The sequence below is a fragment of the Trinickia sp. genome (genome assembly GCF_057351765.1).
Genome location: NZ_JBMRBK010000071.1, coordinates 136231 through 159460, shown reverse-complemented (window position 1 = coordinate 159460; position 23230 = coordinate 136231). Strand labels below are relative to the sequence as shown.

Here is a 23230-nt window from a genome sequence, read left to right as displayed (position 1 = left end):
CGCTTTTGCCGAGACCGGAGTCGCCGGTCAGCAATACGCCCATGCCCAGGATGTCGAGAAATACGCCATGCAGTGTCGCGCGCGGAGCAAGAATGCGCGACATGTAAAGGCGCAGATTGTCGATGACGGCGGCGGCCGACACCGGCGTCATGAAAAGCGGCGTCGACGAGCGCGTACAGCGCAGCACGAGTTCGGGCGGCGCGGCAACTCCCCCTGCCACGACGAGAAACGGCGGCTCGAGTGCGATCAGCTCCGACATATGGCGCGAGCGGTCCTCGTCCGTTTGCCGCTGATAGTAATTGACCTCGGCATCGCCCAGCACCTGGATCCGGTTCGGATGGATGAGGTTCAGGTGGCCGACGAGATCCGCGCTCGAGGTTGCATTGGCGACGGTCTCCGCCGAAAAGCCGCGTTCCCAGCCTTCATGCCCCGTCAGCCAGCTCAATTTGAGCGAGGCTGCGTTGTCGTCGAAGATGCTCTGGGCGTTGATGCTGGAAGTATCCATGAATCCCTGACTCCGTCCAAATAGACTGCTACAACCCGCCGGCCGTCGACGCGCGCCGCCGATCGACTGGCTGCGCGTCCGGGCCTTGTGCGAATGCCCTCCCGGGCGAGTTCACGATAGTGTCAAGGGTGCCACTGGGTGAGCAGCCGATGCAACTCCTCGTGGCTTGCTTCCGTATGCAGTCGTTCGCGCGTTTCGCGATCGGAGAGCAACTGGGCGATCTCGGACAGGATTTCGAGGTGCTGCTGCGTGGCCTGCTCGGGTACGAGCAGGAAGATCAGGAGCGAAACGGGCTGGCCGTCCGGGGCTTCGAATGGAATCGGCTGCTCCAGGCGCACGAAGGCGGCGAGCGGCTGCTTGAGGCCTTTGATCCGGCCGTGCGGAATGGCGACACCTTCGCCGAGACCTGTCGAGCCGAGGCGTTCGCGCGCGAACAGGTTGTCCGTCACTGCGCTGCGTGCGATTCCGTTCTGGTTTTCGAAAATCAGCCCCGCTTGCTCGAATACGCGCTTCTTGCTCGTGACGGATAGTTCGATGACGACGTTTTCGAGGGGAAGGAATTTGGCTAAACGATTCATGTTGGCAGGCTAACGCGTCGCCTGGGCGCTCCTCGCGGCAACTGACGGGTTGTCGGTTTCGACCGGGCCGGTCGGATTCGTGGCCCGTGCCTCGAACGGCGACTTGGCCGGCTGCCCCGCAAATGACCGGCACATTATAAATCAGCCGGATAGGGTGTTGCACTGCGCAAACGTGCGGACGAACGCGCAATTCGAGCGGTCCGGGCGGTGCGGCGTACGCATGAAAAAACCGCCCGTTTCAGGGCGGCTTCGCGGGGTGAGCGGCGCGCGTCCTGCGTGCCGCCCGCTCGACTCAGGGCTGCGGCTGTTCGCCCAGCGGCGCCTCCTGGTGCTTGATGGCGTCGTGTTGATGTTCCTGGATGCGCTCCTTGTGGCGCATGACCTGCCGATCGAGCCGGTCGATCATGAGATCGATAGCGGCGTACAGATCGCCGTTGGCGCTTTCGATGAAGATGTCTTTGCCCTTTAGGTGGAGATTGATTTCCACTTTTTGCCGCTTGTCCTTTTCCTTCTGATTGTCGACCGAGAGGACCACGTTGCCATCAATCACCTGATCGAAGTGTCGTAGCACCTTGTCCAGCTTGGTAACCACATATTCGCGCAGTGCCGGCGTTACTTCGAGATGGCGTCCACTGATCTTCAGATTCATAGTGCTCTCCAAACAAATGGCCTTCTCACGCGCATGGGCGCGGCGTAACCGGTCGGAAAGCGGCCCGCTCGAACATCACCCCGCGTGACTGACGAGCGGCGGGTCGTCTCGGACGGCCTTCGCGCCAATGGCATCGCGGCCGGAAAATGCCTTCCGCGTAAACGCGGAAAGCTACAGAGACTTGCGCAGGTTGACTGCCGGGATCTTCAGCGCTTCGCGGTATTTGGCGACGGTTCTACGCGCTACCACGAAGCCCTGTTCGGCCAGCAGTTCGGCTATGCGGCTGTCTGAAAGAGGCGTTTTCGAGTCTTCTGCTCCTATCAGTTGCTTGATGAGCGCGCGAATGGCCGTGGATGAGGCGGCCCCCCCTGTGTCGGTCGAGACGTGCGACCCGAAAAAGTACTTGAATTCCAGCGTCCCGAATGGGGTGAGCATGTACTTGCCGGTAGTGACGCGCGAGACCGTCGATTCGTGTAAGCCCAGCGTATCAGCTATTTCCCGCAAAACCAAGGGGCGCATGGCGATTTCGCCGTGCACGAAAAAGCTCTTCTGACGCTCGACGATGGCCTGCGCGACGCGCAGGATCGTTTCGAAGCGCTGCTGGATGTTCTTGATGAGCCAACGGGCTTCCTGCAGTTGCTGGCGCAACGAGCCGCTGCCCGGGTCGCCCCGGTTGTTGCGCAGGATGTTCGCGTAGAGGTGGTTGATCCGCAGCCGGGGAACCACTTCCGGGTTCAGCTCGGCCTGCCATCCCTGGCCGGTCTTTCTCACGATGATATCCGGCACCACATAATCGGCTTCGGCTTTGCCGTAGGCCGCGCCGGGGAACGGCTCGAGCGAGCGGATCAGCGCGTGCGCTTCGCGCAGCGCGTCATCGGTCGTCTTCAGCTGTTTCTTCAAACGCGTGAAATCGCGCGCGGCCAGCAACTCGAGATGCTGCCCCACGATCTCGAGGGCCAGCTTGCGTGTCGGTGTATCGGGCAGCCGCAGCAACTGCAGCCGCAGGCATTCGGAGGCGGAGCGCGCACCGACGCCGGCCGGATCGAAGCTGTGCAACAGCGCGAGCGCGGCGTTCAGCTCGTCGAGATCGACTTCCAGCTCTTCGGGCAGATCGGCGATCACTTCGTCGAGCGACGCGGTGAGGTAGCCATCGTCATCGAGCGATTCGATCAGGAAGGTGATCAGTGCCCGGTCGCGCAGGCCTGCCTGCGTGACGCGCAACTGGGCCATCAGATGGTCGCGCAGGGTTGTGGTCGGCTCGTGGATCTGCAGCGGCGGCAGATCGTCGTCATCCGACGGTGTCGACGAGCGGCCGTAGTCGTCGAGGTTCCACTGCGACGCATCGCCGCTGTCCGACGAGGACATGCCGTTGTACTCGTCCGAGGGACCCGAGTCGCTCGTTCCCGCGCGCTCCGACGCGCCGTCCGAGGCGTTGCCGCTCATCGGCTCCGGCGCGCTCGGCCCGGGCGTCTGGGCGATCACCGAGCCGTCGCCCGCCACGCGCAACGGACTCGCGATCCATTCTTCCTCGCTCTCGAGCAAGGGGTTTTGCGCGACGGCCATCGCCACTTCCTGCTGCAGTTCGAGCGTGGACAGCTGCAGCAGCCGAATGGACTGTTGCAGTTGAGGGGTCAGCGCAAGATGCTGCGACAGGCGAAGTTGAAGGCTGGCTTTCATGGCAAGTTGGGTTTCATTGTAGAGACTTTGCCACAAGCGCGAAACCTCGCCGCGCGCGGTTTTTCCCGATGGAGGCCGGGCCGCGCGCGCCGGGGCGCGGGAGGGGGTAAAAATTGCAGGCGGACGGACAGGGCCTGGCCGATCGGGCCGACAGGGTGCTGCGCCCCGGCCCGAACGCGTTACATGCGGAAATGCTCGCCGAGATAGACGCGCCGCACGCTCTCGTTTTCGATGATTTCGCGCGGCGCGCCGGCGGCGAGCACGCTGCCATCGCTGATGATGTAGGCGTGATCGCAGATACCGAGCGTTTCACGCACGTTGTGATCGGTGATCAGCACGCCGATGTTGCGTTGCTTGAGGAATTTGACGATTTTCTGGATTTCGAGCACTGCGATCGGGTCGACGCCGGCAAACGGCTCGTCGAGCAGAATGAAGCTCGGATTCGTCGCGAGCGCGCGCGCGATCTCCACGCGCCGGCGTTCGCCGCCGGACAGCGAGAGCGCCGGGTTTTCGCGCAGATGGCCGATCTGCAGCTCGTCGAGCAGCGCCTCGGTGCGGGCCTCGATGGCTTGTTTCCCGAGCCGCTTGCCGTTCTCGTCATGCAGCAGTTCGAGCACGGCGCGGATATTCTGTTCCACGGTCAGCTTGCGAAACACCGACGCTTCCTGCGGCAGATAGGAAAGACCGAGCGCCGCGCGCTTGTGGATCGGCATGAAGCTGATCGGGTTGCCGTCGAGCATGATGTCGCCCGCGTCGAGCGGCACGAGACCGACGATCATGTAAAACGATGTGGTCTTGCCCGCGCCGTTGGGGCCGAGCAGCCCCACCACCTCGCCGCTTTTCACATCGAGCGAGACGTCTTTCACGACGGTGCGCGAACCGTAGCGTTTCCTGAGGTTGCGCACGACGAGCGAGCTCGTTTTTGCGGGCGCGGTGGCGTGCGCGGCGGCATTCGCCCCTGCCTCGGTAGTGGAAAGCGTATTCACTGCTGCGGTGTCCCTTGAATTCCCGTGGCCGGCGCGAGCGTGGCGGGGCTGCCGTTGAGCGGCCCCGGCGCGCCGTTGCGCGGCGAGAGCATCGCGCGCACGCGTCCGGTCGGATTGCCCGGTCCCGCGACGTCCTTGCCCGCGCGCGCGGTATAGAACTCTTTCTGGCCGTCATAGGTGATGACGCTGCCATGCACCTGATCCATCACCGTCGAGAGGCCCTGCAAGCGCCTTACCGTCGCATTCGTCGTCAGTGTCGTCAAGTCCTGCTTGCCGTCATAGTCGATGCGTTCAGCGGTGCCGTCGACGTATTCGTCGACGCCATCCCGTTTTTGGCGGAAATAAGCGAGCCCGTGGCCCGTCATCGTGCCCGTCGCATATTGGTAACCTTGCGGGTCCTGCTTCACTTCGACGCGGTCGGCCTTGATGATGATCGTGCCCTTCGTGGCAACCACGTGACCCGTAAAAATGTTGACCTGCTTGAGGTCGTCGTAGGTCATGTTGTCCGCTTCGATATTGAGCGGCTTGTCGCGATCGGCGCGCTCGGCATGTGCGAGCGGCGCGCCGCCGAGGCCGACGCCGCAGACGGCGGCCAGCAGCACGGCCTTGAGAAAGGCGCGCGCGCGGCGGTACTCGGAAAAAAAGAACGATGGGTTCATGCGGTCACGCTACGTTTGGGATCAACCGGTCATTTCGGCGCGCTGCCGGACTGTTCCGACGGGGCGATGGCGCCGCGTACGTTGCCGAAGAGCTGCATGAACCGGGTGACGTTGTTGTACTTCATCGCGCTGGCCGTCATGACGGACTGGCCGCGCCGCAGTTTAACCGGCTTTTCCGTCTCGATCACATCGTCGTTCACGAGCACGCGAAAGTGCGACGAATCGGCCTGCATTTCCGGGTCGCCCATGCCGGCCGCGCGCAGAATCCGCGCGTTGTCGTAAAGATCGACGACCGAGGCATCGGCGTTCACGGTGCCGCGCTCGCCCGTCGCCGTCACGACGGGCTTGCCGGGCTGGAAGGCGCGGATCGCGGGGTGCGTGAGGTCGCTGTTTTCGTCGTCCTCGTAGTGCACCATGCGCGTGGCGGTGAGCCGGTACTGTGTCAAGCCCGAGTTATCGAGCTCGGATACCGAGAAGTTATCGGCGAAATAGTCGGGCGAATGGGTCTTCGGAGCCGCGGTCCCGGCCGCGTCGGGCGGGCGGGTTGCCTGCAGCAGCCAGTAAGTGCCGCCGGCCAGTGCCGCCATCGCGACGAGTGAAACCATCGACGTGAAGCGTGAAGCATTCATGCGCCGCGCGCTCCGCATGCCGCTGCGAGCAGCGCGTCGTAGCGGTGCTGTGCGCGCAGGATCGTCTCGCAGAGTTCGCGGGCGGCACCGTAGCCGCCGCGCGCCTTCGAGATCCAATGTGCGCGGGCGATCACCTCGGGATGCGCGTTGGCCGGAGCGGCCGCGAAGCCGCATTGGAGCATGGCCGCGAGGTCGGGCCAATCGTCGCCCATATAGCCGCAAGCGTCGGCCGAAACCCCCGTTGTCCGCAGCAGTTCGGCGAGCACCGCGGCCTTTTCGCCGACCCCTTGGTAAAGATGCGAAATGCGCAGTTCTTCAGCGCGCCGTGCCACGATTTCCGAGCGCCGTCCCGTAATGATGGCCGTTGCGACGCCGGCTTCGCGCAGCAGCTTCAGCCCATGGCCATCCATCGAATTGAACGACTTCATGTAGTCGCCTTCGGCCGTGAAGTGCAAGGCGCCGTCGGTCAGTACGCCGTCCACGTCGAACACCATCAGCTTCACGCGGCTCGCGCGTTCGGTAGCGCTCAGCGGTGTTGCGGTCATCAGATCACCTTCTTCGAAAAGAGGTCGTGCATGTTGAGCGCGCCGATCAGCTTGCCGGCGTCGTCGATCACGAGCATCTGATTGATGCGGTGGCGCTCCATCAGTTCCACGGCTTCCACGGCCAGGCGGTCCGCACCGATCGCGCGCGGCGAGCGGGTCATGACATCGGCGATCGGCAGCTCGCGGAAGTCGCCCGTGCGTTCGAGCACACGGCGCAAATCGCCGTCGGTGAAGATGCCCGCGACGCGGTCGTCTTCGTCCACGATCGCCGTCATCCCCATGCGCTTGGCCGTGAGCTGGAACAGGGCGTCGCGCACGGTCGCGGCTGTCGGAACCTTCGGCACCTGGTCGCCGGTACGCATGACATCGCGCACGTAGGTGAGCAGCCGCCGGCCCAGGGCACCGCCCGGGTGCGAACGCGCGAAGTCGTCGGCGCCGAAGCCGCGCGCATCGAGCACGGCCACCGCGAGCGCGTCGCCGAGCGCGAGCGCGGCCGTCGTGCTCGCCGTCGGCGCGAGATTGAGCGGGCACGCTTCCTTCGCGACACCCGCGTTGAGGTGAACGTCCGCGAGGCGGGCGAGGCTCGATTCGGGACGGCCCGTCATGGCGATGAGCTTGGCACCGATGCGCTTCACGAGCGGCAGGATGGCAACGAGCTCCTCCGATTCCCCCGAGTTCGACAGCGCGATGAAGACATCGTCGGCCGCGATCATGCCGAGGTCACCGTGGCTCGCTTCGGCCGGATGCACGAAAAACGCCGGCGTGCCCGTGCTCGCGAGCGTGGCCGCGAGCTTGCGAGCCACATGCCCCGATTTGCCGATACCCGAGACCACGACACGGCCGCGGCAGCTCAGAAGCAGATCGATCGCAGTGACGAAGCTTTCGTCGATGCGATCGCGCAAGGCGCGTACGGCGTCAGCCTCGATCTCGAGCACCTCCCGGGCGAGCGCCAATGCCCGGTTGCCATTGATTTTCGCTATCATTCGCGGAGTATAACAAAGGCGTTCGCCGCGCCCGGCCAGCCTGCGCGAACCTCGGCACGCGGGTGGGCCGTCCTGAGGCGCAGGTACGCCCTTCTCAACGCGCGGCGCTCATCCGCAGACCCAGAGGACGCATCGCACGTGATATCCCCGCTCGAGATGACGCTTTTGCTGCTCCTGGCATCCGTGGCAGGAGTCGTGCTGTTTCGCTATCTCAATATGCCTCCGATGCTCGGCTATCTGGCCGTCGGCATCGTCGTCGGGCCCCATGCGCTCGGCATCGCACCGAATACGGAGCGGGCCCAGAATCTCGCCGAATTCGGCATCGTGTTCTTGATGTTCTCGATCGGGCTCGAATTCTCGCTGACGAAGCTGCGCGCGATGAAGACGCTCGTTTTCGGGCTGGGGCTGCTGCAGGTGATCGGCACGGTCGCGCTTGCGTTGCTGGGCGGGCTCGCACTCGAGCGCTGGATGCACGTACCCTGGCAAGGGTGTATTGCGCTCGGCGGCGCGCTTGCGATGTCGTCGACGGCCATCGTCAGCAAGATGCTCGCCGAGCGGCTAGAGATCGAGACCGAGCATGGGCGCAACATCTTCGGCGTACTGCTCTTTCAGGATCTCGCCGTGGTGCCGCTGCTCATCATCATCGCGGCGCTCGGCGGCGATTCCCGCGATCTTGCGGTGACGCTCGGCGTGGCCGCGCTCAAGATCGTGGTCGCGCTCGCGGTTTTGCTCATGGTCGGGCAGCGGTTCATGACGCGCTGGTTCGATCTGGTGGCGCGCCGGCGCTCGCAGGAGCTTTTCGTTCTGAACCTGCTGCTCGTGACGCTCGGCGCTGCGTTCATCACCGACAAGTTCGGGCTCTCGCTTGCGCTCGGGGCGTTCATCGCCGGCATGCTGATTGCGGAGACGCCCTATCGGCACCAGGTGGAAGAAGACATCAAGCCGTTTCGCGATGTGCTGCTCGGCTTGTTCTTCGTGACGACGGGTATGCTGCTCAATCCGCGTGTGCTCATTTCGCATCCCTTGCTGGTGCTGGCGTTGCTCGTCGGACCGGTGCTGCTCAAAGCGGTCATGGTGACCGGGCTCACGCGGCTTTTCGGCGCGACACCGGGCGTGGCGATGCGCACCGGGCTCGGCCTCGCGCAGGCCGGCGAATTCGGCTTCGTGCTGCTGAACCTGATCGAGGATAAGCACCTCGTCGATCCGGTGCTGCTGCAGGTGATTCTCGCTTCGATGCTGCTGTCGATGCTTGCGGCGCCGCTCATCATCCAGAACGCCGACCGTATCGTCCTGCGGCTTTCGTCGACGGAATGGATGCAGCAGTCGCTGCAGATGACCCGTATCGCGACGCAAAGCCTGCGGCAGCAAGGCCATGTCATCATCTGCGGATACGGCCGCTCAGGGCAGAACCTGGCACGCATGCTCGAGCACGAAGGGCTGTCGTATGTCGCGCTCGATCTCGATCCCGATCGTGTGAACGCCGCCGCCGCGGCGGGCGAGTCGGTCGTGTTCGGCGATGCCGCGCGCCGCGAATCGCTCGTTGCGGCCGGAATTCACCGCGCGGCGGCCGTTGCGATCACCTACGCCAATACATCGTCCGCGCTGCGTGTACTGCATAACGTGCACGAGCTCGAGCCGGCGCTGTCGATCATCGTGCGTACCGTCGACGACGCCGACCTCGAACGGCTGCTCGCCGCCGGCGCGACGGAGGTCATCCCCGAGATCGTCGAGGGCAGCCTCATGCTCGCCTCGCACACGCTCGTGCTGATGGGCGTGCCGATGCGGCGCGTCGTGCGGCGCGTCGAGGAAATGCGCGATGCGCGGTACAGCCTGTTGCGCGGCTATTTCCGCGGCGCCGACGATCCCGGCGATGACGACGGCCATGAGCAGGTGCGGCTACAATCGGTGCCCGTCGACGGCAACGCCGAGGCGGTCGGCCGCACGCTCGAGGAACTTGGCTTGAGCGAGCTCGGCGTCGAGGTGACGGCCATTCGGCGGCATGGCATTCGCGGTGTCGAGCCGGGTCCCGAGACCAAGCTGCGCGAGGCCGACATCGTCGTGCTGCGAGGGGTGCCCGAGGCGCTCGCGCTGGCCGAGGCGCGGCTCTCGAAGAACCGCCGCGCCGGCGCGGCGACCGCCTGACGCGCGGCGCCGGCGAGCGCGTTTTCGTTTTTAGATCGATCAGGCCTGCCGGGCGAGGCGGGCCGTCCTTCGGAGAGTTTCCATGTCCAACCCGCCCGAGCAAGAGCCGCACGACGCTGCCGCGTTCATCAAAAGCCAGATCCGCACGATCCCCGACTGGCCGATGCCCGGGGTCCAGTTCCGCGATATCACGCCGCTTTTGCAGCGCCCGAAAACGCTGCGCGTGCTGATCGATCTCTTCATCGAGCGCTATGTCGAAGCGAAGCTCGACTACATCGCCGGGCTCGACGCACGCGGCTTCATCATTGCGCCGATCGTCGCCTATGAGCTCAACCTGGGGTTCATTCCGATCCGCAAGATCGGCAAGCTGCCGTTTCGTACGGTGTCCGAATCGTATTCGCTCGAATACGGCACGGCCACCGTGGAAATTCACGAGGATGCCTGCAAGGCCGGCGATCGCGTCGTCATCGTCGACGATCTCATCGCAACAGGCGGCACGATGATGGCTGGCAAGAATCTGCTCGAGCGGCTTGGCGCGCACGTGATCGAAGGCGCCGCGATCATCGATCTGCCCGATCTCGGCGGCTCGAAGCTGTTGCGCGATAACGGGCTGCCGCTCTATACGATTGCCGAATTCTCGGGCCATTGAGCCGGCGCGGCGTGGCTTCGGCGCACGAGCTCGTGTGCTGCCGCAGCTTCGCCCGTCGACTGTTCCACCTAGACAGGAAGCCAACGGATGAACCAGATCGCGCTTTTTGCCGCGGCTTCGGCCGCCATCACCGTCGCGCCCGGCCCCGACAATCTGCAAGTCATTGCGCGCGGCGTCTCGCAGGGGCGGGCGGCCGGGTTGGTTGCCGCGCTCGGTTTTGCGGCCGGCGTCGTTTTCCATACGACGCTTGCCGCGTTCGGCATTGCCGCGCTCCTGCGCGCCTCCCCGTTCGCGTTCCATCTCGTCAAGCTTGCGGGCGGCGCATATCTGATCTGGATCGGCGTCAAAGCGCTGACGAGCCGCGGCCTGAGCGAGGCACATACGAGGCCGCCGCAGCGGCTTTCGACCGTCTTTCGGCAAAGCGTGCTCGGCAACATGCTCAATCCGAAGGTCACGCTCTTTTTCATCGTGTTTTTGCCGCAATTCGTCGATCCTGGCGCGGCGACGAGCGTGGCCGTGCAGATGATCGGGCTCGGTCTCGTTTTCATGCTCGAGACGGTTGTGATCTTTTCGCTTTTCGGGCTATCGGCCGGGGCGATCGGCGCATGGCTCAAGCGCCGGCCTGGCATCGGCGTCTGGCTCGACCGGCTGGCCGGTGCGACTTTCGTCGCGCTCGGCTTGCGCGTCGCGTTGCGCGATTGAGCGGCAACGGAGGAACCATGAGCTTGCCTTGTATTGCCGCCGCGCGGTGTTTCGATGCGCGCGCTCATCGACCGTTCTGGCTCGCCGGGCGGCAGGTCGGATGGATTCGCGAGTCTGACGTCTCGCTGCTCGCGCGCTGGCCGGACGTTTTCGCGCTCGACGCGGCGCGCGTCACGCTTGCCCCGCGCTTCGACGAAAACGCCGATACGCGTTCGGCTGCGCTCGGGGCCGTCATCGGTGCGCTGGCGGCCGCCGGCCGGATCGTAGGCTGGCGCGACGAGATTTACGCAGTGCGCAACATGTTCGACGAGCCGCCGCTCGCCTATATCGAACGCGCCGCCGCGCGCTTTTTCGGCACGATGACGTATGCGGTGCATCTGAACGGCATCGTAAAATACCCGGATCGCGCGCCGCAGCTTTGGATCGCGCGCCGCAGCGACACCAAGGCGACCGATCCCGGGCTGCTCGATAACGTGGTCGCGGGCGGCATTGCGTGGGGGCTCGGCATCGAGGCGACGCTCGCCAAGGAGTGCTGGGAAGAGGCCGGCATTGGCGAGGCGCTCGCCTCGCGCGCCGTCGCGGGGCGCAGCGTACATGTGCTGCAGACGATTCCCGAGGGCACGCAGTCGGAGCAGATTTTCGTCTACGACCTGACGCTGCCGCTGGACTTCTCGCCGCGCAATCAGGACGGGGAAGTCAGCGAGCACCGTCTCGCGCGTGTCGATGAAGTCGCGCGGTGGATCGAGGAAGGTGCAATGACGGTGGATGCGAGCCTTGCCAGCCTCGAATGTTTCTTGCGGCACCGCTGGATCGACGAAGAGAGCTGCGCGGGCATCGACGCGCTCTTCGTCGTGCCGCCGCTCTCATCGGTTTAGCGCTGCGCGCTATCGGATCAACAAAGGAGTTCGCAGGTCATGTCGACCGAACACAGCTTCATCCTCAAACTGTCCTGCCCCGACCGGCCCGGCATCGTTCACGCCGTTTCCGGATTCCTGTTCGAGCGCGGCAGCAATATCCTCGATTCGGCGCAGTTCGGCGATAGCCATACCGGCGAGTTCTTCATGCGCGTGCATTTCCAGCAGGTGGGCGGTGGCCCGGCGCTCGACGCGCTGCGCACCGCTTTCTCGGAACTGGCCGAGCAGTTTTCGATGCGTTGGGAGGTGCACGATGCGACGGTGAAGCCGCGCGTCGTCATCATGGTGTCGAAGATCGGCCATTGCCTGAACGATTTGCTGTTTCGCTATCGCACGGGTCAACTGCCGATCGAAATCCCCGCGATCATTTCGAACCATCGGGACTTTTATCAACTGGCCGCGAGCTACGACATTCCGTTTCATCATTTCCCGTTGACCGAATCGACGGACGCCGCGAAAGCCGCACAGGAAGCGCGCGTCTATGAAGTGATCGAGCGAAGCGACGTCGATCTCGTCGTGCTCGCGCGCTACATGCAGATTCTTTCGCCGGCGCTATGCGAGAAGCTCGCGGGTCGCGCGATCAACATCCATCATTCGTTCCTGCCGAGCTTCAAAGGCGCGAAGCCTTATTACCAGGCGTTCGACCGTGGCGTGAAGCTGATCGGTGCGACGGCGCATTACGTGACGACCGATCTCGACGAAGGCCCGATCATCGAGCAGGAAGTCGAGCGAGTCGATCACAGCATGACGCCCGACCAGTTGACGGCAATCGGACGGGACGTGGAGTGCGTGACGCTCGCGCGTGCGGTGAAGTGGCATGTCGAGCACCGCATCGTGCTCAACGGGACGAAGACCGTGGTGTTCCGGTGAGCGGCTGCCAGCGTCTCAGATCAGCCGCAAATAGATGAGCTCGCGCTTGATGTAGGCATAGAAGATGGGCGCGGCGACAAGCCCCGGTATGCCGAACGCGGCTTCCATGATCAGCATGGCGAGCAGCAACTCCCAGGCGCGGGCTTCGATCTGTCCGCCGACGATGCGCGCGTTCAGGAAGTACTCGAGCTTGTGGATCGCCACGAGAAAGCCGAGCGAGGCGATAGCCGTCGGCAGGCTCACGGAGAGCGAGACAGCCACGATCAGCGTATTGGAGATCAGATTGCCGACGACGGGCAAAAGCCCCGCGATGAACGTAATGAGGACAAGCGTTTTCGACAGCGGCAGCCGTTGATGAAAGATGGGCAGGGCGAGCAGCAGGTAAAGCGCCGTGAACACGGCATTAATGGCCGAGATCTTGATCTGCGCGAAGACGATGCGTCTGAAGGCATCCGCAAAGCGGGCGACGCGTGTCGCGAACGCCCGCGCGAGCGGCAGCCGCTGAACGTGGCGCTCGGTCGTGATCGCGATCATCGCGCCGATGATCATGCCGAAGAGAACATGTCCGAACCCGCGGGCGACGCTTTTCCCGCCCTGCTGGAGCTGGCCCATGTGCGTATGCACGAGCATGCCGGCCTTTTCCTTCATTTGCGCCGCATCGACCGGCAGCATCGCCGAGATCCATTCGGGAGCGCGCCCGCGGGCCTGCTCCACGATCTGCATCACCTGATCGAGCAAAGTCTGGATATTGGGCACCGTATGCTCGAAGTGCTCGATCATGCCGATCGCCAGGCTCGTCAGGCCGCCCACGACGACCACTGCGAGGATGACGACCGCCAGCCAGCGCGCCCGCTGGCTCGACATATGCCGCTCGATCGCCGGTGCGATGGTGTGCACGAGTTGGTACACCAGCATGCCGGCGAGCAGCGCGCCCAGCAGCTTCCATTCGATCACCGCCCACATGCCGAACAGCACGACGGCGTAGCTGCCGATTTCCACCGCCGACAGCCTCGGCAGGCTCATGTCGCTCGTAAGCCGCACATGACGCGGCGGCTGCTCCCGTACGGGCAAGTCTTCGTGTGCTTCGTTGCGCTTGACCATGACGCCTTTCGTCTCCAGCCAGTTCAGGCCGCGATGCCTATTTCTTGTGCGTTGCAGCGCAACACGCCGCGCTAGCGGCGTGCGAGCAGCGGCGCAAGATATTTCCCCGTGAAGCTCGCTTTCGATCTCGCAATCTGTTCGGGCGTACCCTGCGCGATGATCTGCCCGCCTCCCGCTCCGCCTTCGGGACCGAGATCGATGACCCAGTCCGCGGTTTTTATGACATCGAGATTATGCTCGATGATTACGACAGTATTGCCATGATCGCGTAACCGGTGAATGACTTCCAGTAGCAAGGCAATGTCATGAAAATGCAGGCCCGTCGTCGGTTCGTCAAGGATATAAAGCGTTCGTCCGGTATCGCGCTTCGAAAGTTCAAGCGATAGTTTGACGCGTTGCGCTTCGCCGCCCGATAGCGTGGTGGCCGATTGCCCCAGGCGGATATACCCGAGGCCCACATCGAGCAGCGTCTTCAGCTTGCGCGAAATGACAGGAACCGCGTTGAAGAACTCGTGCGCGTGCTCCACCGTCATATCGAGCACTTCGCTGATGTTTTTGCCCTTGTATTGGACTTCGAGCGTTTCGCGGTTGTAGCGCTTGCCGTGGCACACATCGCACGGCACGTAGACATCCGGCAGAAAGTGCATCTCCACCTTCAGCACGCCGTCGCCTTGGCAGGCTTCGCACCGTCCGCCTTTGACGTTGAATGAGAATCGTCCCGGGTCGTAGCCGCGTTCCTTGGCGGCAGGCACGCCGGCAAAAAGCTCGCGGATCGGCGTGAAAACGCCCGTGTAAGTGGCCGGGTTCGAGCGCGGCGTTCGGCCGATCGGCGATTGGTCTACGTTGATGACCTTGTCGAAATGCTCGAGCCCCTCGATCGATTCGTAAGGCGCGGGCTCTGTCGTCGATCCGTACAGATGCTGGGCGACGGCGTTGTAGAGCGTATCGTTGATGAGCGTCGATTTGCCGGAGCCCGACACGCCCGTCACGCAGGTGAGCAGGCCGACCGGCAGGTCGAGCGTCACCTGCTTGAGATTGTTGCCGTGCGCTTCGACGATGCGCAGGTGCCGCTCGTCCGGATCCTTGCGTTCATCGGGGAATTCGATGCGGCGCGCACCCGCGAGATATTGACCCGTCATCGAAGCCGCGTCGTCCTGCACCTCGTCGGGCGTGCCCTGCGAGATGATCATGCCGCCGTGCTCGCCCGCGCCGGGGCCCATGTCCACGACATAGTCGGCCATGCGGATCATATCCTCGTCGTGCTCGACGACGATGACCGAGTTGCCGAGATCGCGCAGATGCTTCAGCGTCGCGATGAGCCGGTCGTTATCGCGCTGGTGCAGGCCGATCGACGGCTCGTCGAGCACGTACATGACGCCCGTGAGGCCCGAGCCGATCTGCGACGCGAGGCGGATGCGCTGTGCCTCGCCGCCCGAGAGCGTATCCGCGCTGCGTTCCAGCGAGAGGTAGTCGAGCCCGACGTTGTTGAGAAACATGAGCCGGGCGACGATTTCCTTGATGACCTTTTCGCCGATCTCGCGTTTCGCGCCTTCGAGCGAGAGGGTCTGGAAATAGCCGAGCGCATCGCGCAACGGCGAGCCGCTGATTTCGTAGATGGCGCGTGCCTGGCCATCCGCGCCGAGCCGCACGAATCGCGCCTCTCGTCGCAGCCGCGAACCGTCGCAAGACGGGCACGGCTGATTGTTCTGATACTTGGCAAGCTCTTCGCGCACCGCGGCCGAATCTGTTTCGCGGTAGCGCCGCTCCAGGTTCGGGATGATGCCTTCGAAGACGTGTTCGCGCACGGTCGCGCGGCCGCGCTCGTTGATGTACGAGAACGGGATCGTCTCCTTGCCCGAGCCGAAAAGAATCAGTTTCTTGGTCTTCTCGGGCAAGTCTTCGAACGCCGTATCGATATCGAAGTCGTAATAGGCCGCGAGGCTTTGCAGCATCTGAAAATAAAACTGGTTGCGACGGTCCCAGCCTTTGACGGCACCCGCCGCGAGCGAAATCGACGGGTAGGCCACCACGCGCTTCGGATCGAAGAATGTGATCTGGCCGAGCCCGTCACAATCCGGGCACGCGCCCATCGGATTGTTGAACGAGAAAAGACGCGGTTCCAGTTCGGGCAACGAATACGAGCAGACGGGACACGCGAACTTCGAGCTGAACATATGCTCTTGTCCCGTATCCATTTCGAGGACGACCGCACGGCCGTCGGCGAGCCGCAGCGCCGTTTCGAACGATTCCGCGAGGCGCTGCTTCATATCGGCGCGCACTTTCAGGCGGTCCACGACCACGTCGATCGAATGCTTGTCGTTCTTCTTCAGCTTTGGCAGGGAATCGACATCGCAGATCGTGGCGGTGCCTTCGTTGGCGGTGCCGCCGCCCGAGCGGATCCGAAAGCGGATGAAGCCTTGCGCCTGCATCTGCTCGAAGAGCTCGGCATGTTCGCCCTTGCGGTTCGCCACGACGGGCGCGAGGATCATCAGCTTCGTTTCCTCGGGCAGTGCGAGGGCGGCGTCGACCATCTGCGAGACGCTTTGCGCTTCGAGCGCGATATGGTGATCGGGGCAGTAGGGCGTGCCGACACGTGCATAAAGCAGGCGCAGGTAGTCGTGGATTTCGGTGACCGTGCCGACCGTCGAGCGCGGGTTGTGCGAGGTCGCCTTCTGCTCGATCGAGATCGCGGGCGACAGCCCCTCGATGAGATCGACATCGGGCTTCTCCATCAGCTGCAGGAACTGCCGTGCGTAGGCCGACAGGCTCTCGACGTAGCGGCGCTGGCCTTCGGCGTATAGCGTATCGAAGGCGAGCGATGATTTGCCGGAACCCGACAAACCCGTGATCACGATGAGCTGATGGCGCGGCAGGTCGAGATTGACGTTTTTCAGGTTGTGGGTGCGGGCTCCACGGATGCGAATCTGTTCCATAACCTGGCGAGGGAGAAGGCCAAACCTGCTACTATAACGACTTTTCCAGACCGCCGTTACGGTGTCCTTACAGCGCGCGAGAAGGTGTTACCGGCGGGCGTGAATGCCGTCGCTTTCGGCGAATCCCAGACAAGACCCCCTGCAGATCTCCGGCTCGCCTTCGATGTCGAACGCTTCCGTTACCTCCTCACGCATGAGCGCGCCCGAGTTGCGCGCGACCGCGGCGCTCGCGGGCATTTTCGCGCTGCGCATGCTTGGTCTTTTCATGATCATGCCGGTCTTCTCCGTCTACGCGAAGACGATTCCCGGTGGCGACAACGTGCTGCTCGTCGGCATTGCGCTCGGTGCATACGGCGTGACGCAATCGATGCTCTACATCTTTTATGGATGGGCATCGGACAAGCTCGGGCGTAAGCCTGTCATTGCAGCCGGTTTGCTGATTTTCGCGATCGGCAGTTTCGTCGCGGCGATCGGACATTCGATGGCCTGGATCATCGTGGGCCGCGTGATTCAGGGCATGGGCGCCGTGTCGTCGGCCGTCATCGCATTCATCGCGGATCTCACGGCCGAGGAACATCGGACGAAAGCCATGGCCATGGTGGGTGGCAGCATTGGCATCTCGTTCGCCGTTGCGATCGTCGGCGCGCCTATCGTCTTTCATTTGGTGGGGATGAGCGGGCTGTTTATGCTCGTCGGCGTGCTGTCTGTGCTTGCGGTGGGCGTGGTGCTGTGGATCGTGCCCGATGCGCCGAAACCCGTGCACGTTCGTGCACCGTTTGCGGAGGTGCTGCGCAACGTCGAGCTTTTGCGCCTGAACTTCGGCGTGCTGGTGCTGCATGCGACGCAAACGGCGCTGTTCCTCGTTGTGCCCCGGATTCTCGAGGGCGGTGGCCTGCCGGTCGCATCGCACTGGAAGGTGTATCTGCCGGTGATGGGCCTGTCGTTCGTCATGATGGTGCCTGCCATCATCGCGGCCGAGAAGCGCGGCAAGATGAAGCCGGTACTCGTGGGTGCCATCGGTCTTATCCTGATCGGCCAATTGCTGCTCGGTGCCGCGCCGCATACGATTCTGACTGTGGCGGCGATACTCTTCGTCTACTTCCTCGGCTTCAATATTCTCGAGGCATCTCAGCCGTCGCTCGTGTCGAAGCTGGCACCGGGCACGCGCAAGGGGGCGGCAGCGGGCGTCTATAACACCACGCAATCGATCGGGCTTGCGCTCGGGGGTGTCGTGGGGGGATGGCTCATGAAGTCGGCGGGGCCGAACGCCGTCTTCTTTGCGTGCTCGGGGCTGGTACTTGGGTGGCTTATAATCGCCGCCAATATGAAGACGCCGCCGCGCAAGGTACAAGCCGCAGGCCGCGGCGAAGCGTGAGTTAACTGGAGAAACACATGGCATCCGTGAACAAGGTCATTCTCGTCGGTAACCTGGGCGCCGACCCGGAAGTGCGTTATCTGCCGAGCGGGGACGCCATCGCGAACATCAGGCTGGCAACGACCGATCGCTACAAGGACAAGACGAGCGGCGAAATGAAGGAGGCCACCGAATGGCACCGTGTGGTGTTTTTTGGGCGCTTGGCCGAGATCGTCAATGAATATCTGAAGAAAGGATCGGCCGTGTATGTCGAAGGTCGCTTGCGTACGCGCAAGTGGCAGGGCACCGATGGACAGGATCGGTATTCGACGGAAATCGTCGCTGACCAGATGCAGATGCTGGGTGGCCGCGGTGGCGCGGGCGGCGGCAGCGGTGGGATGGGCGATGACGGTGGATACAGCCGCGAGAGCAATGAGCGAGGCGGTGGGCGTTCGGGTGGTGGTGCCGGTGGTGGCGGTGCGCGCAGCGGCGGGGGCGCAAGTCGTCCTAGTGCGCCGGCCGGCGGTGGGTTGGATGAGATGGACGACGATATTCCGTTCTAGGCGGAACGTCGTCCTGTGGCGTAAAGATGGGTCATGAGGCCGGCTGCGAGCCTGCGAGGTTTGGCCCGCAGGGTTGTTGGCAGGCGGCACGATCAAGGAGCTTGTCAGCCGCGCTCGATACCCCCCTAATGATAGCCAAGTGGACTGGGAGTTCCCGGTCGGCGTCTTAGGCCTCGGTGAGTCTCACCGGGGCTTTTCGCTTTCTAGTGCTGGGAAAATCTTCAGTCCCCAATCCTCATACCCTTGCCCGAGCCGTTCTCGCCCGCCGCTGCAATAAGACTTGCGTTTCAGCACTCGATTTTCTTCACCTTTGGTCCCGTTGCCTAGTGCAAGCCGTCGCAAGCGTTTGCTCCGGCGATCGCATACAAACGCGTTCAATGCCCGTCCTTTGAGCGCGCCAGGCTTCGCGAAGTCCCCTAGGTGTTGGTCGACGCCGCAGCATTCAATAGATTGGTGCGCAGATTCACGATGGCTTTTTGCAGCACACGAAATTCTTCCGGCGACAGGCCCGCCGCCTTGGCCGTCACCTCGCGATAGTCGAACGCCTTTTCCCGCAACTGACGACCGGCCTCCGTCAACGACACCCGCACGCTGCGCTCGTCCTCCGTGTCGCGCTCGCGGTGCACATACCCCATCGCCTCCAAGCGCTTCAGCATGGGCGTCATCGTGCTCGGCTCCAGAAAAAGGTTCTCGCTCAGGTGCTTGACCGTCTGGTTGTCCTCTTCCCACAGGCAAATGATGGTGACGTACTGCGGATAGGTGAGGCCGAGCTCCTCCAGCACGGACTTGTAGACGCGTGAGTACGCGAGGTTGGTCGAGTAGATCGCAAAGCACATGAAGTCGCCGAGCTTGGCCGTGTGCTTGCGAGCGTCGGATCGAGTGCTCATCTGGTCGCCCCAAAAATAGTTATCGAAGTAATGATTATCGTACTTGAAAACGGCTGCGAGGCGGTGTACAGTTATCGCAACAATGATTATCGCGATAAGAAATGGCTCCGATCGTTCCACACCACTCGACCACCACCTCTCATCACAAGGGAAAGCAAATGAGCAAGCACACCACCGTCAGTCGCCTGGCTGCGGCCGTCCTCGCCCTCGCGGGCACGCAATTCGGCCTGCTGGGAACGGCCCAAGCCCAACCGGCAAGCGCCCCGCCGAGCGCGACCGTACCGGCAAACCAGGGGGGGGCGACCTTCAAGTCGATCAAGCAGATCGACGCCGGTGTGCTCAACGTCGGCTACGTCGATGAAGGCCCGGCCGATGGCCCCGTCGTCATCCTGCTGCACGGCTGGCCGTACGACATCCACAGCTTCGTTGACGTCGTGCCCATGCTGACGAAGGCCGGCTATCGCGTGATCGTTCCGTACCTGCGCGGCTACGGCACGACGCGCTTCCTCGATGCCAATGCCGTGCGTAACGGCGAGCCCGCGGCGCTCGCTTCCGATGTGGTCGCGCTGATGGATGCGCTCAAGATCGACAAGGCCATCCTCGCCGGCTATGACTGGGGCGCACGTACGGCGGACATCGTTGCGGCACTGTGGCCGGAGCGGGTCAAGGGTCTCGTCTCCGTGAGCGGCTATCTGATCGGCAGCCAGGATGCGGGCAAGCAACCGTTGCCGCCGAGCGCCGAACTGCAGTGGTGGTACCAGTTCTACTTCGCTACCGAGCGTGGCCGCGCCGGCTACGAAAAGAACCACCACGATTTCGCCAAATTGATCTGGCAAACCGCGTCGCCGCGGTGGCACTTCGACGATGCCACCTACGAGCGCAGCGCCGCCGCGCTCGACAATCCGGACCAGACCGCCATCACCATCCATAACTACCGTTGGAGGCTCGGCCTGGCCAAGGGCGAAGCGAAGTACGACCCGCTTGAAGCGCGCCTGGCCAAGTCACCGTCCATCACGGTGCCAACGATCACGATGGAAGGTGACGCCAACGGTGCGCCGCATCCAGAGCCCGCAGCTTACGCCAAGCGCTTCACGGGCAAGTACAAGCACGAACTCATCACCGGCGGCATCGGCCACAACCTTCCGCAGGAAGCGCCGCGCGCGTTCGCTGATGCCGTGATCGAAGTCGATCACCTCTGATGGGCGCGCGAGCGTTGCCTCGCCTACCGGGCCGCTCGCACAACCGATTCATCCCTTTGCACTCTGTCGTTCCATGACTCACTGAATCAATCACTCAATCGTCTGAAAGGAAGCGTCATGAGCAAAATCGAAAACGTCCTCTACACCGGCAAGACACACACCACCGGCGGCCGTGAAGGCGCGGCGAAAAGCGACGACGGCCGTCTCGACATCAAGCTGTCTCGTCCGGGCAGCCGAGGCGACGGCACCAATCCCGAACAGCTCTTCGCAGCCGGGTGGTCGGCTTGCTTCATCGGCGCGATGGGACGGGCCGCGAAAGAGCGGAACATCAGCGTGCCCCCCGGCGTCGCCGTCGATGCCGAAGTCGACCTGGGCACCGGCGCTGGCGGCTTCCTTCTGCAGGCGCGCTTGAGCGTAAGCCTGCCTGGTCTGCCGCGCGATGTTGCGCAAGAGTTGATGGAGGCGGCGCATCAAATCTGCCCCTATTCGAAGATGTCGCGCGGCAATATCGGCGTGACCCTCAGCCTGGCATAAGCCGCCACCGCAAAGCGAGAAAGGAGTCCATCATGAATGTCAGGAAATACGTCGGGAAATGGCTGATGTCGATCGCGACTTCCACAGCGTTCGCCGCCCTCGCGTCGGCGGCGCATGCGGAAATGCCCATCACCGCCGTCCAGGGCACGGCTGCCAAGCCCACCATCGTGCTGATCCACGGCGCTTTCGCCGATTCGAGCAGTTGGGATGGTGTGGCGAAGCGCCTCACCGCCAAAGGTTATCCGGTGTTGAGCGTCGCCAATCCGCTGCGCGGCGTCGGCAACGATGCGCAGTACACGGCCGGCGTGATCGGTGCCGTCAAGGGGCCGATCGTGCTGGTCGGCCACTCCTATGGCGGCATGGTCATTTCGAAGGCTGCCGAGGGCAATACCGAAGTGAAGGCTTTGGTCTATGTCGCCGCGTTCGCTCCCGACGCGGGAGAGACCGTCGCCGGCCTCGCGGGCAAGTTTCCCGGCAGTACACTTGGCGATGCGCTTGCCGATCCCGTGTCGCTGGCTGACGGCGGCAAGGACCTCTATATCCGGCAGGACAAGTTCCCGCAGCAGTTTGCCGCTGATGTATCGCCGCAACGTGCGGCGCTGATGGCCGCGGGCCAGCGTCCGGTGACGGTGGCTGCACTCAATGAAGCGGCTAATGGTTCTGCGTGGAAGCAGTTGCCGTCCTATTTCGTGTACGGCACTGCCGACAAAAACATCCCGCCCGACGCGATGCGCTTCATGGCCAAGCGCGCGCACGCGAAGGATGTCGTCGAAGTGCAGGGCGCCTCTCACGTGGTCATGGTCTCGCACCCGGATGCGGTGGCGAAGGTGATCGAAGAGGCCGCTGACAACAAGTAAGAGCATTCAAGCCGTGGCCGGCGGAGCTGCATGACGCGGGCGGGCAGCACTGATCGTCGCCCCCCGGGTCACTCGTCATCGAGCCGATCGCATCGGTTTGTCTGCTTCGTCCGAGGGAATTCATCATGATGTCTTATCTCCGAAAGCTTTTTCGCGAGCGCCTTGGTTGGGTCGCCGGTGCCACTCTCGTCGCACTGGGTGCGGGTGCTGCAACGTTCCAGAACATGCCGGTAGCCGACGCCGCCGGAGGCGGTCTCAACGCAAGCCAGGCCTATCGCAGCGGCCTGCCTTTTCTGGGCGCGCTTCCCTCGCTGGCAGGCGCGACGACATGGCTGAACTCGCCGCCGCTCGATACGGCACAGTTGCGCGGCAAGGTGGTATTGGTCGATTTCTGGACCTACTCCTGCATCAACTGCATCCGCACTTTGCCGCATGTGCGCGCCTGGGCCGAGAAATACCGCGATCAGGGTCTGGTTGTGATCGGCGTGCACACGCCGGAATTCAGTTTCGAGAAAGACACCGCGAATATCGAAAAGGCGATCGCGCGTTTCAAGATCGACTATCCGATCGCCGTCGACACCGAGCATCGCGTCTGGGACACCTTTCACAACAACGTATGGCCTGCGTTCTACATCGCCGACGCGCAAGGACAGATACGGGCGCATTTCGTCGGCGAAGGAAACTATGACAAGACGGAGAAGATCATCCAATCGTTGTTGGCGGAAGCCGGCAAGCACGACGCGATGGGCGCATTGACAACCCCGCAGGCCAGCGGCGAACAGGCCGCGCCCGACATCGCGCACCTGCGTTCCGGGGAAACCTATGTCGGCTACGAACAAGCATCGAACTTCGTTTCGCGTAGCGGCTTGAAGCGGGACGTTGCCTATGAGTACTCGATCAGCGATCCGGGATTGAACGAATGGAGCCTCGGTGGCAATTGGACTGTCGGCGCGGAACGCACGACGCTGAACCGGGCTGGCGGCAGCATCGCCTATCGGTTCGCTGCACGCGACTTGCACCTGGTTCTCGGGCCCAGTGCCGATCGCACGCCAGTGCGTTTTAAAGTCAGGATTGATGGACATGCGCCCGGCGAAAATCACGGTTCGGACACCGATCCCGCAGGCAATGGCATTGTTACCCAGACGCGTCTTTACCAGCTCGTGCGCCAGTCCGGCGTGGTGAAGGAACACGTGTTCGACATTCGTTTCCTTGATCCCGGCGTCGGCGCATTTGCCTTCACTTTCGGCTGACTGGCCGACTGGCCGACTGCTTGCTCCGCACCCCTTCGGGTGCGGACGGTTTGGAGGCTGCAAC

At 63.3% G+C, this 23230-nt stretch carries 22 protein-coding genes and 1 pseudogene; 11 read left to right on the top strand and 12 right to left on the bottom strand.

The annotated features are described in order from the left end of the window. The 9 genes and pseudogenes from ACO1XS_RS19735 to kdsD form a co-directional block, all read right to left on the bottom strand. Positions 1 to 505: pseudogene (locus ACO1XS_RS19735) on the bottom strand (HPr(Ser) kinase/phosphatase); the annotation flags it as partial. Between the two features lie 122 nt (positions 506 to 627). Then, positions 628 to 1083 (bottom strand): PTS IIA-like nitrogen regulatory protein PtsN, encoded by a 456-nt coding sequence (gene ptsN / locus ACO1XS_RS19730; protein WP_331569267.1) that lies wholly within the window; start codon positions 1081 to 1083, stop codon positions 628 to 630. Positions 1084 to 1375: 292 nt separating this feature from the next. After that, entirely contained in the window at positions 1376 to 1732 is a 357-nt protein-coding gene (gene hpf / locus ACO1XS_RS19725) for a ribosome hibernation-promoting factor, HPF/YfiA family (RefSeq protein WP_173255078.1), read from the bottom strand. Positions 1733 to 1903: 171 nt separating this feature from the next. Further along, positions 1904 to 3409, bottom strand: coding sequence for an RNA polymerase factor sigma-54 (locus tag ACO1XS_RS19720; RefSeq protein WP_331569265.1), 1506 nt, complete (start codon positions 3407 to 3409; stop codon positions 1904 to 1906). A gap of 179 nt (positions 3410 to 3588) precedes the next feature. After that, positions 3589 to 4314, bottom strand: a complete 726-nt coding sequence (gene lptB, locus ACO1XS_RS19715) for an LPS export ABC transporter ATP-binding protein (protein ID WP_173255154.1) — start codon at positions 4312 to 4314, stop codon at positions 3589 to 3591. Positions 4315 to 4391: 77 nt separating this feature from the next. Next, positions 4392 to 5054, bottom strand: a complete 663-nt coding sequence (gene lptA, locus ACO1XS_RS19710; protein ID WP_331569263.1) for a lipopolysaccharide transport periplasmic protein LptA — start codon at positions 5052 to 5054, stop codon at positions 4392 to 4394. Between the two features lie 29 nt (positions 5055 to 5083). Continuing rightward, positions 5084 to 5683 (bottom strand): LPS export ABC transporter periplasmic protein LptC, encoded by a 600-nt coding sequence (lptC, locus tag ACO1XS_RS19705; protein ID WP_331569261.1) that lies wholly within the window; start codon positions 5681 to 5683, stop codon positions 5084 to 5086. Then, a complete protein-coding gene (locus ACO1XS_RS19700) occupies positions 5680 to 6228 on the bottom strand; it encodes a KdsC family phosphatase (protein WP_486391462.1) in 549 nt (182 codons plus the stop codon). Before ACO1XS_RS19700 ends, lptC begins: the two co-directional genes overlap by 4 nt. Continuing rightward, positions 6228 to 7211, bottom strand: coding sequence for an arabinose 5-phosphate isomerase KdsD (gene kdsD / locus ACO1XS_RS19695; protein ID WP_331569258.1), 984 nt, complete (start codon positions 7209 to 7211; stop codon positions 6228 to 6230). The genes ACO1XS_RS19700 and kdsD overlap by 1 nt, the downstream gene beginning before the upstream one ends. 138 nt (positions 7212 to 7349) lie before the next feature. Here kdsD and ACO1XS_RS19690 point away from each other — a divergent pair, with 138 nt between their 5' ends. From ACO1XS_RS19690 to purU, 5 genes are all read left to right on the top strand, one after another. After that, a complete protein-coding gene (locus tag ACO1XS_RS19690) occupies positions 7350 to 9353 on the top strand; it encodes a monovalent cation:proton antiporter family protein (RefSeq protein ID WP_331569256.1) in 2004 nt (667 codons plus the stop codon). 82 nt (positions 9354 to 9435) lie between these two features. After that, the gene (locus tag ACO1XS_RS19685) at positions 9436 to 10002 is read left to right on the top strand and encodes an adenine phosphoribosyltransferase (RefSeq protein WP_331569254.1); all 567 of its coding nucleotides are present in this window, start codon (positions 9436 to 9438) and stop codon (positions 10000 to 10002) included. 87 nt (positions 10003 to 10089) lie between these two features. Beyond that, the gene (locus tag ACO1XS_RS19680) at positions 10090 to 10704 is read left to right on the top strand and encodes a LysE family translocator (RefSeq protein WP_331569252.1); all 615 of its coding nucleotides are present in this window, start codon (positions 10090 to 10092) and stop codon (positions 10702 to 10704) included. 17 nt (positions 10705 to 10721) lie between these two features. Then, the gene (locus ACO1XS_RS19675; RefSeq protein WP_331569250.1) at positions 10722 to 11579 is read left to right on the top strand and encodes an NUDIX hydrolase; all 858 of its coding nucleotides are present in this window, start codon (positions 10722 to 10724) and stop codon (positions 11577 to 11579) included. Between the two features lie 39 nt (positions 11580 to 11618). Further along, the gene (gene purU / locus ACO1XS_RS19670) at positions 11619 to 12488 is read left to right on the top strand and encodes a formyltetrahydrofolate deformylase (RefSeq protein ID WP_331569248.1); all 870 of its coding nucleotides are present in this window, start codon (positions 11619 to 11621) and stop codon (positions 12486 to 12488) included. A 15-nt stretch (positions 12489 to 12503) separates the two neighbouring features. Here the strand turns inward: purU and ACO1XS_RS19665 are convergent, their stop codons facing one another. Beyond that, on the bottom strand, positions 12504 to 13589 hold the full coding sequence (locus ACO1XS_RS19665) for an AI-2E family transporter (RefSeq protein WP_331569246.1): 1086 nt from the start codon (positions 13587 to 13589) through the stop codon (positions 12504 to 12506). Between the two features lie 71 nt (positions 13590 to 13660). After that, positions 13661 to 16522, bottom strand: coding sequence for an excinuclease ABC subunit UvrA (gene uvrA / locus ACO1XS_RS19660; RefSeq protein WP_331569244.1), 2862 nt, complete (start codon positions 16520 to 16522; stop codon positions 13661 to 13663). A 163-nt stretch (positions 16523 to 16685) separates the two neighbouring features. On the opposite strand from uvrA, the gene ACO1XS_RS19655 reads away from it, so the two are divergent. Further along, positions 16686 to 17897: an MFS transporter gene (locus ACO1XS_RS19655; RefSeq protein ID WP_331569242.1), complete on the top strand. Its 1212-nt coding sequence runs from the start codon at positions 16686 to 16688 to the stop codon at positions 17895 to 17897. 17 nt (positions 17898 to 17914) lie between these two features. Beyond that, positions 17915 to 18439, top strand: coding sequence for a single-stranded DNA-binding protein (locus ACO1XS_RS19650; RefSeq protein WP_331569240.1), 525 nt, complete (start codon positions 17915 to 17917; stop codon positions 18437 to 18439). A gap of 416 nt (positions 18440 to 18855) precedes the next feature. Here the strand turns inward: ACO1XS_RS19650 and ACO1XS_RS19645 are convergent, their stop codons facing one another. Beyond that, entirely contained in the window at positions 18856 to 19326 is a 471-nt protein-coding gene (locus ACO1XS_RS19645) for a MarR family winged helix-turn-helix transcriptional regulator (RefSeq protein WP_331569238.1), read from the bottom strand. A 158-nt stretch (positions 19327 to 19484) separates the two neighbouring features. Between ACO1XS_RS19645 and ACO1XS_RS19640 the strand changes: the two genes are divergently transcribed. The 4 genes from ACO1XS_RS19640 (at position 19485) to ACO1XS_RS19625 (ending at position 23166) form a co-directional block, all read left to right on the top strand. Further along, positions 19485 to 20525, top strand: a complete 1041-nt coding sequence (locus ACO1XS_RS19640; RefSeq protein ID WP_331569236.1) for an alpha/beta fold hydrolase — start codon at positions 19485 to 19487, stop codon at positions 20523 to 20525. A gap of 117 nt (positions 20526 to 20642) precedes the next feature. Beyond that, positions 20643 to 21059 carry an organic hydroperoxide resistance protein gene (locus tag ACO1XS_RS19635; RefSeq protein WP_331569234.1) on the top strand — a complete coding sequence of 139 codons (417 nt, stop codon included), beginning with the start codon at positions 20643 to 20645 and terminating at the stop codon, positions 21057 to 21059. 32 nt (positions 21060 to 21091) lie between these two features. Next, positions 21092 to 21916 carry an alpha/beta fold hydrolase gene (locus ACO1XS_RS19630; RefSeq protein WP_486391461.1) on the top strand — a complete coding sequence of 275 codons (825 nt, stop codon included), beginning with the start codon at positions 21092 to 21094 and terminating at the stop codon, positions 21914 to 21916. Positions 21917 to 22041: 125 nt separating this feature from the next. Continuing rightward, positions 22042 to 23166, top strand: coding sequence for a thioredoxin family protein (locus ACO1XS_RS19625; RefSeq protein ID WP_331569230.1), 1125 nt, complete (start codon positions 22042 to 22044; stop codon positions 23164 to 23166). The last annotated feature ends 64 nt before the right edge of the window (positions 23167 to 23230 follow it).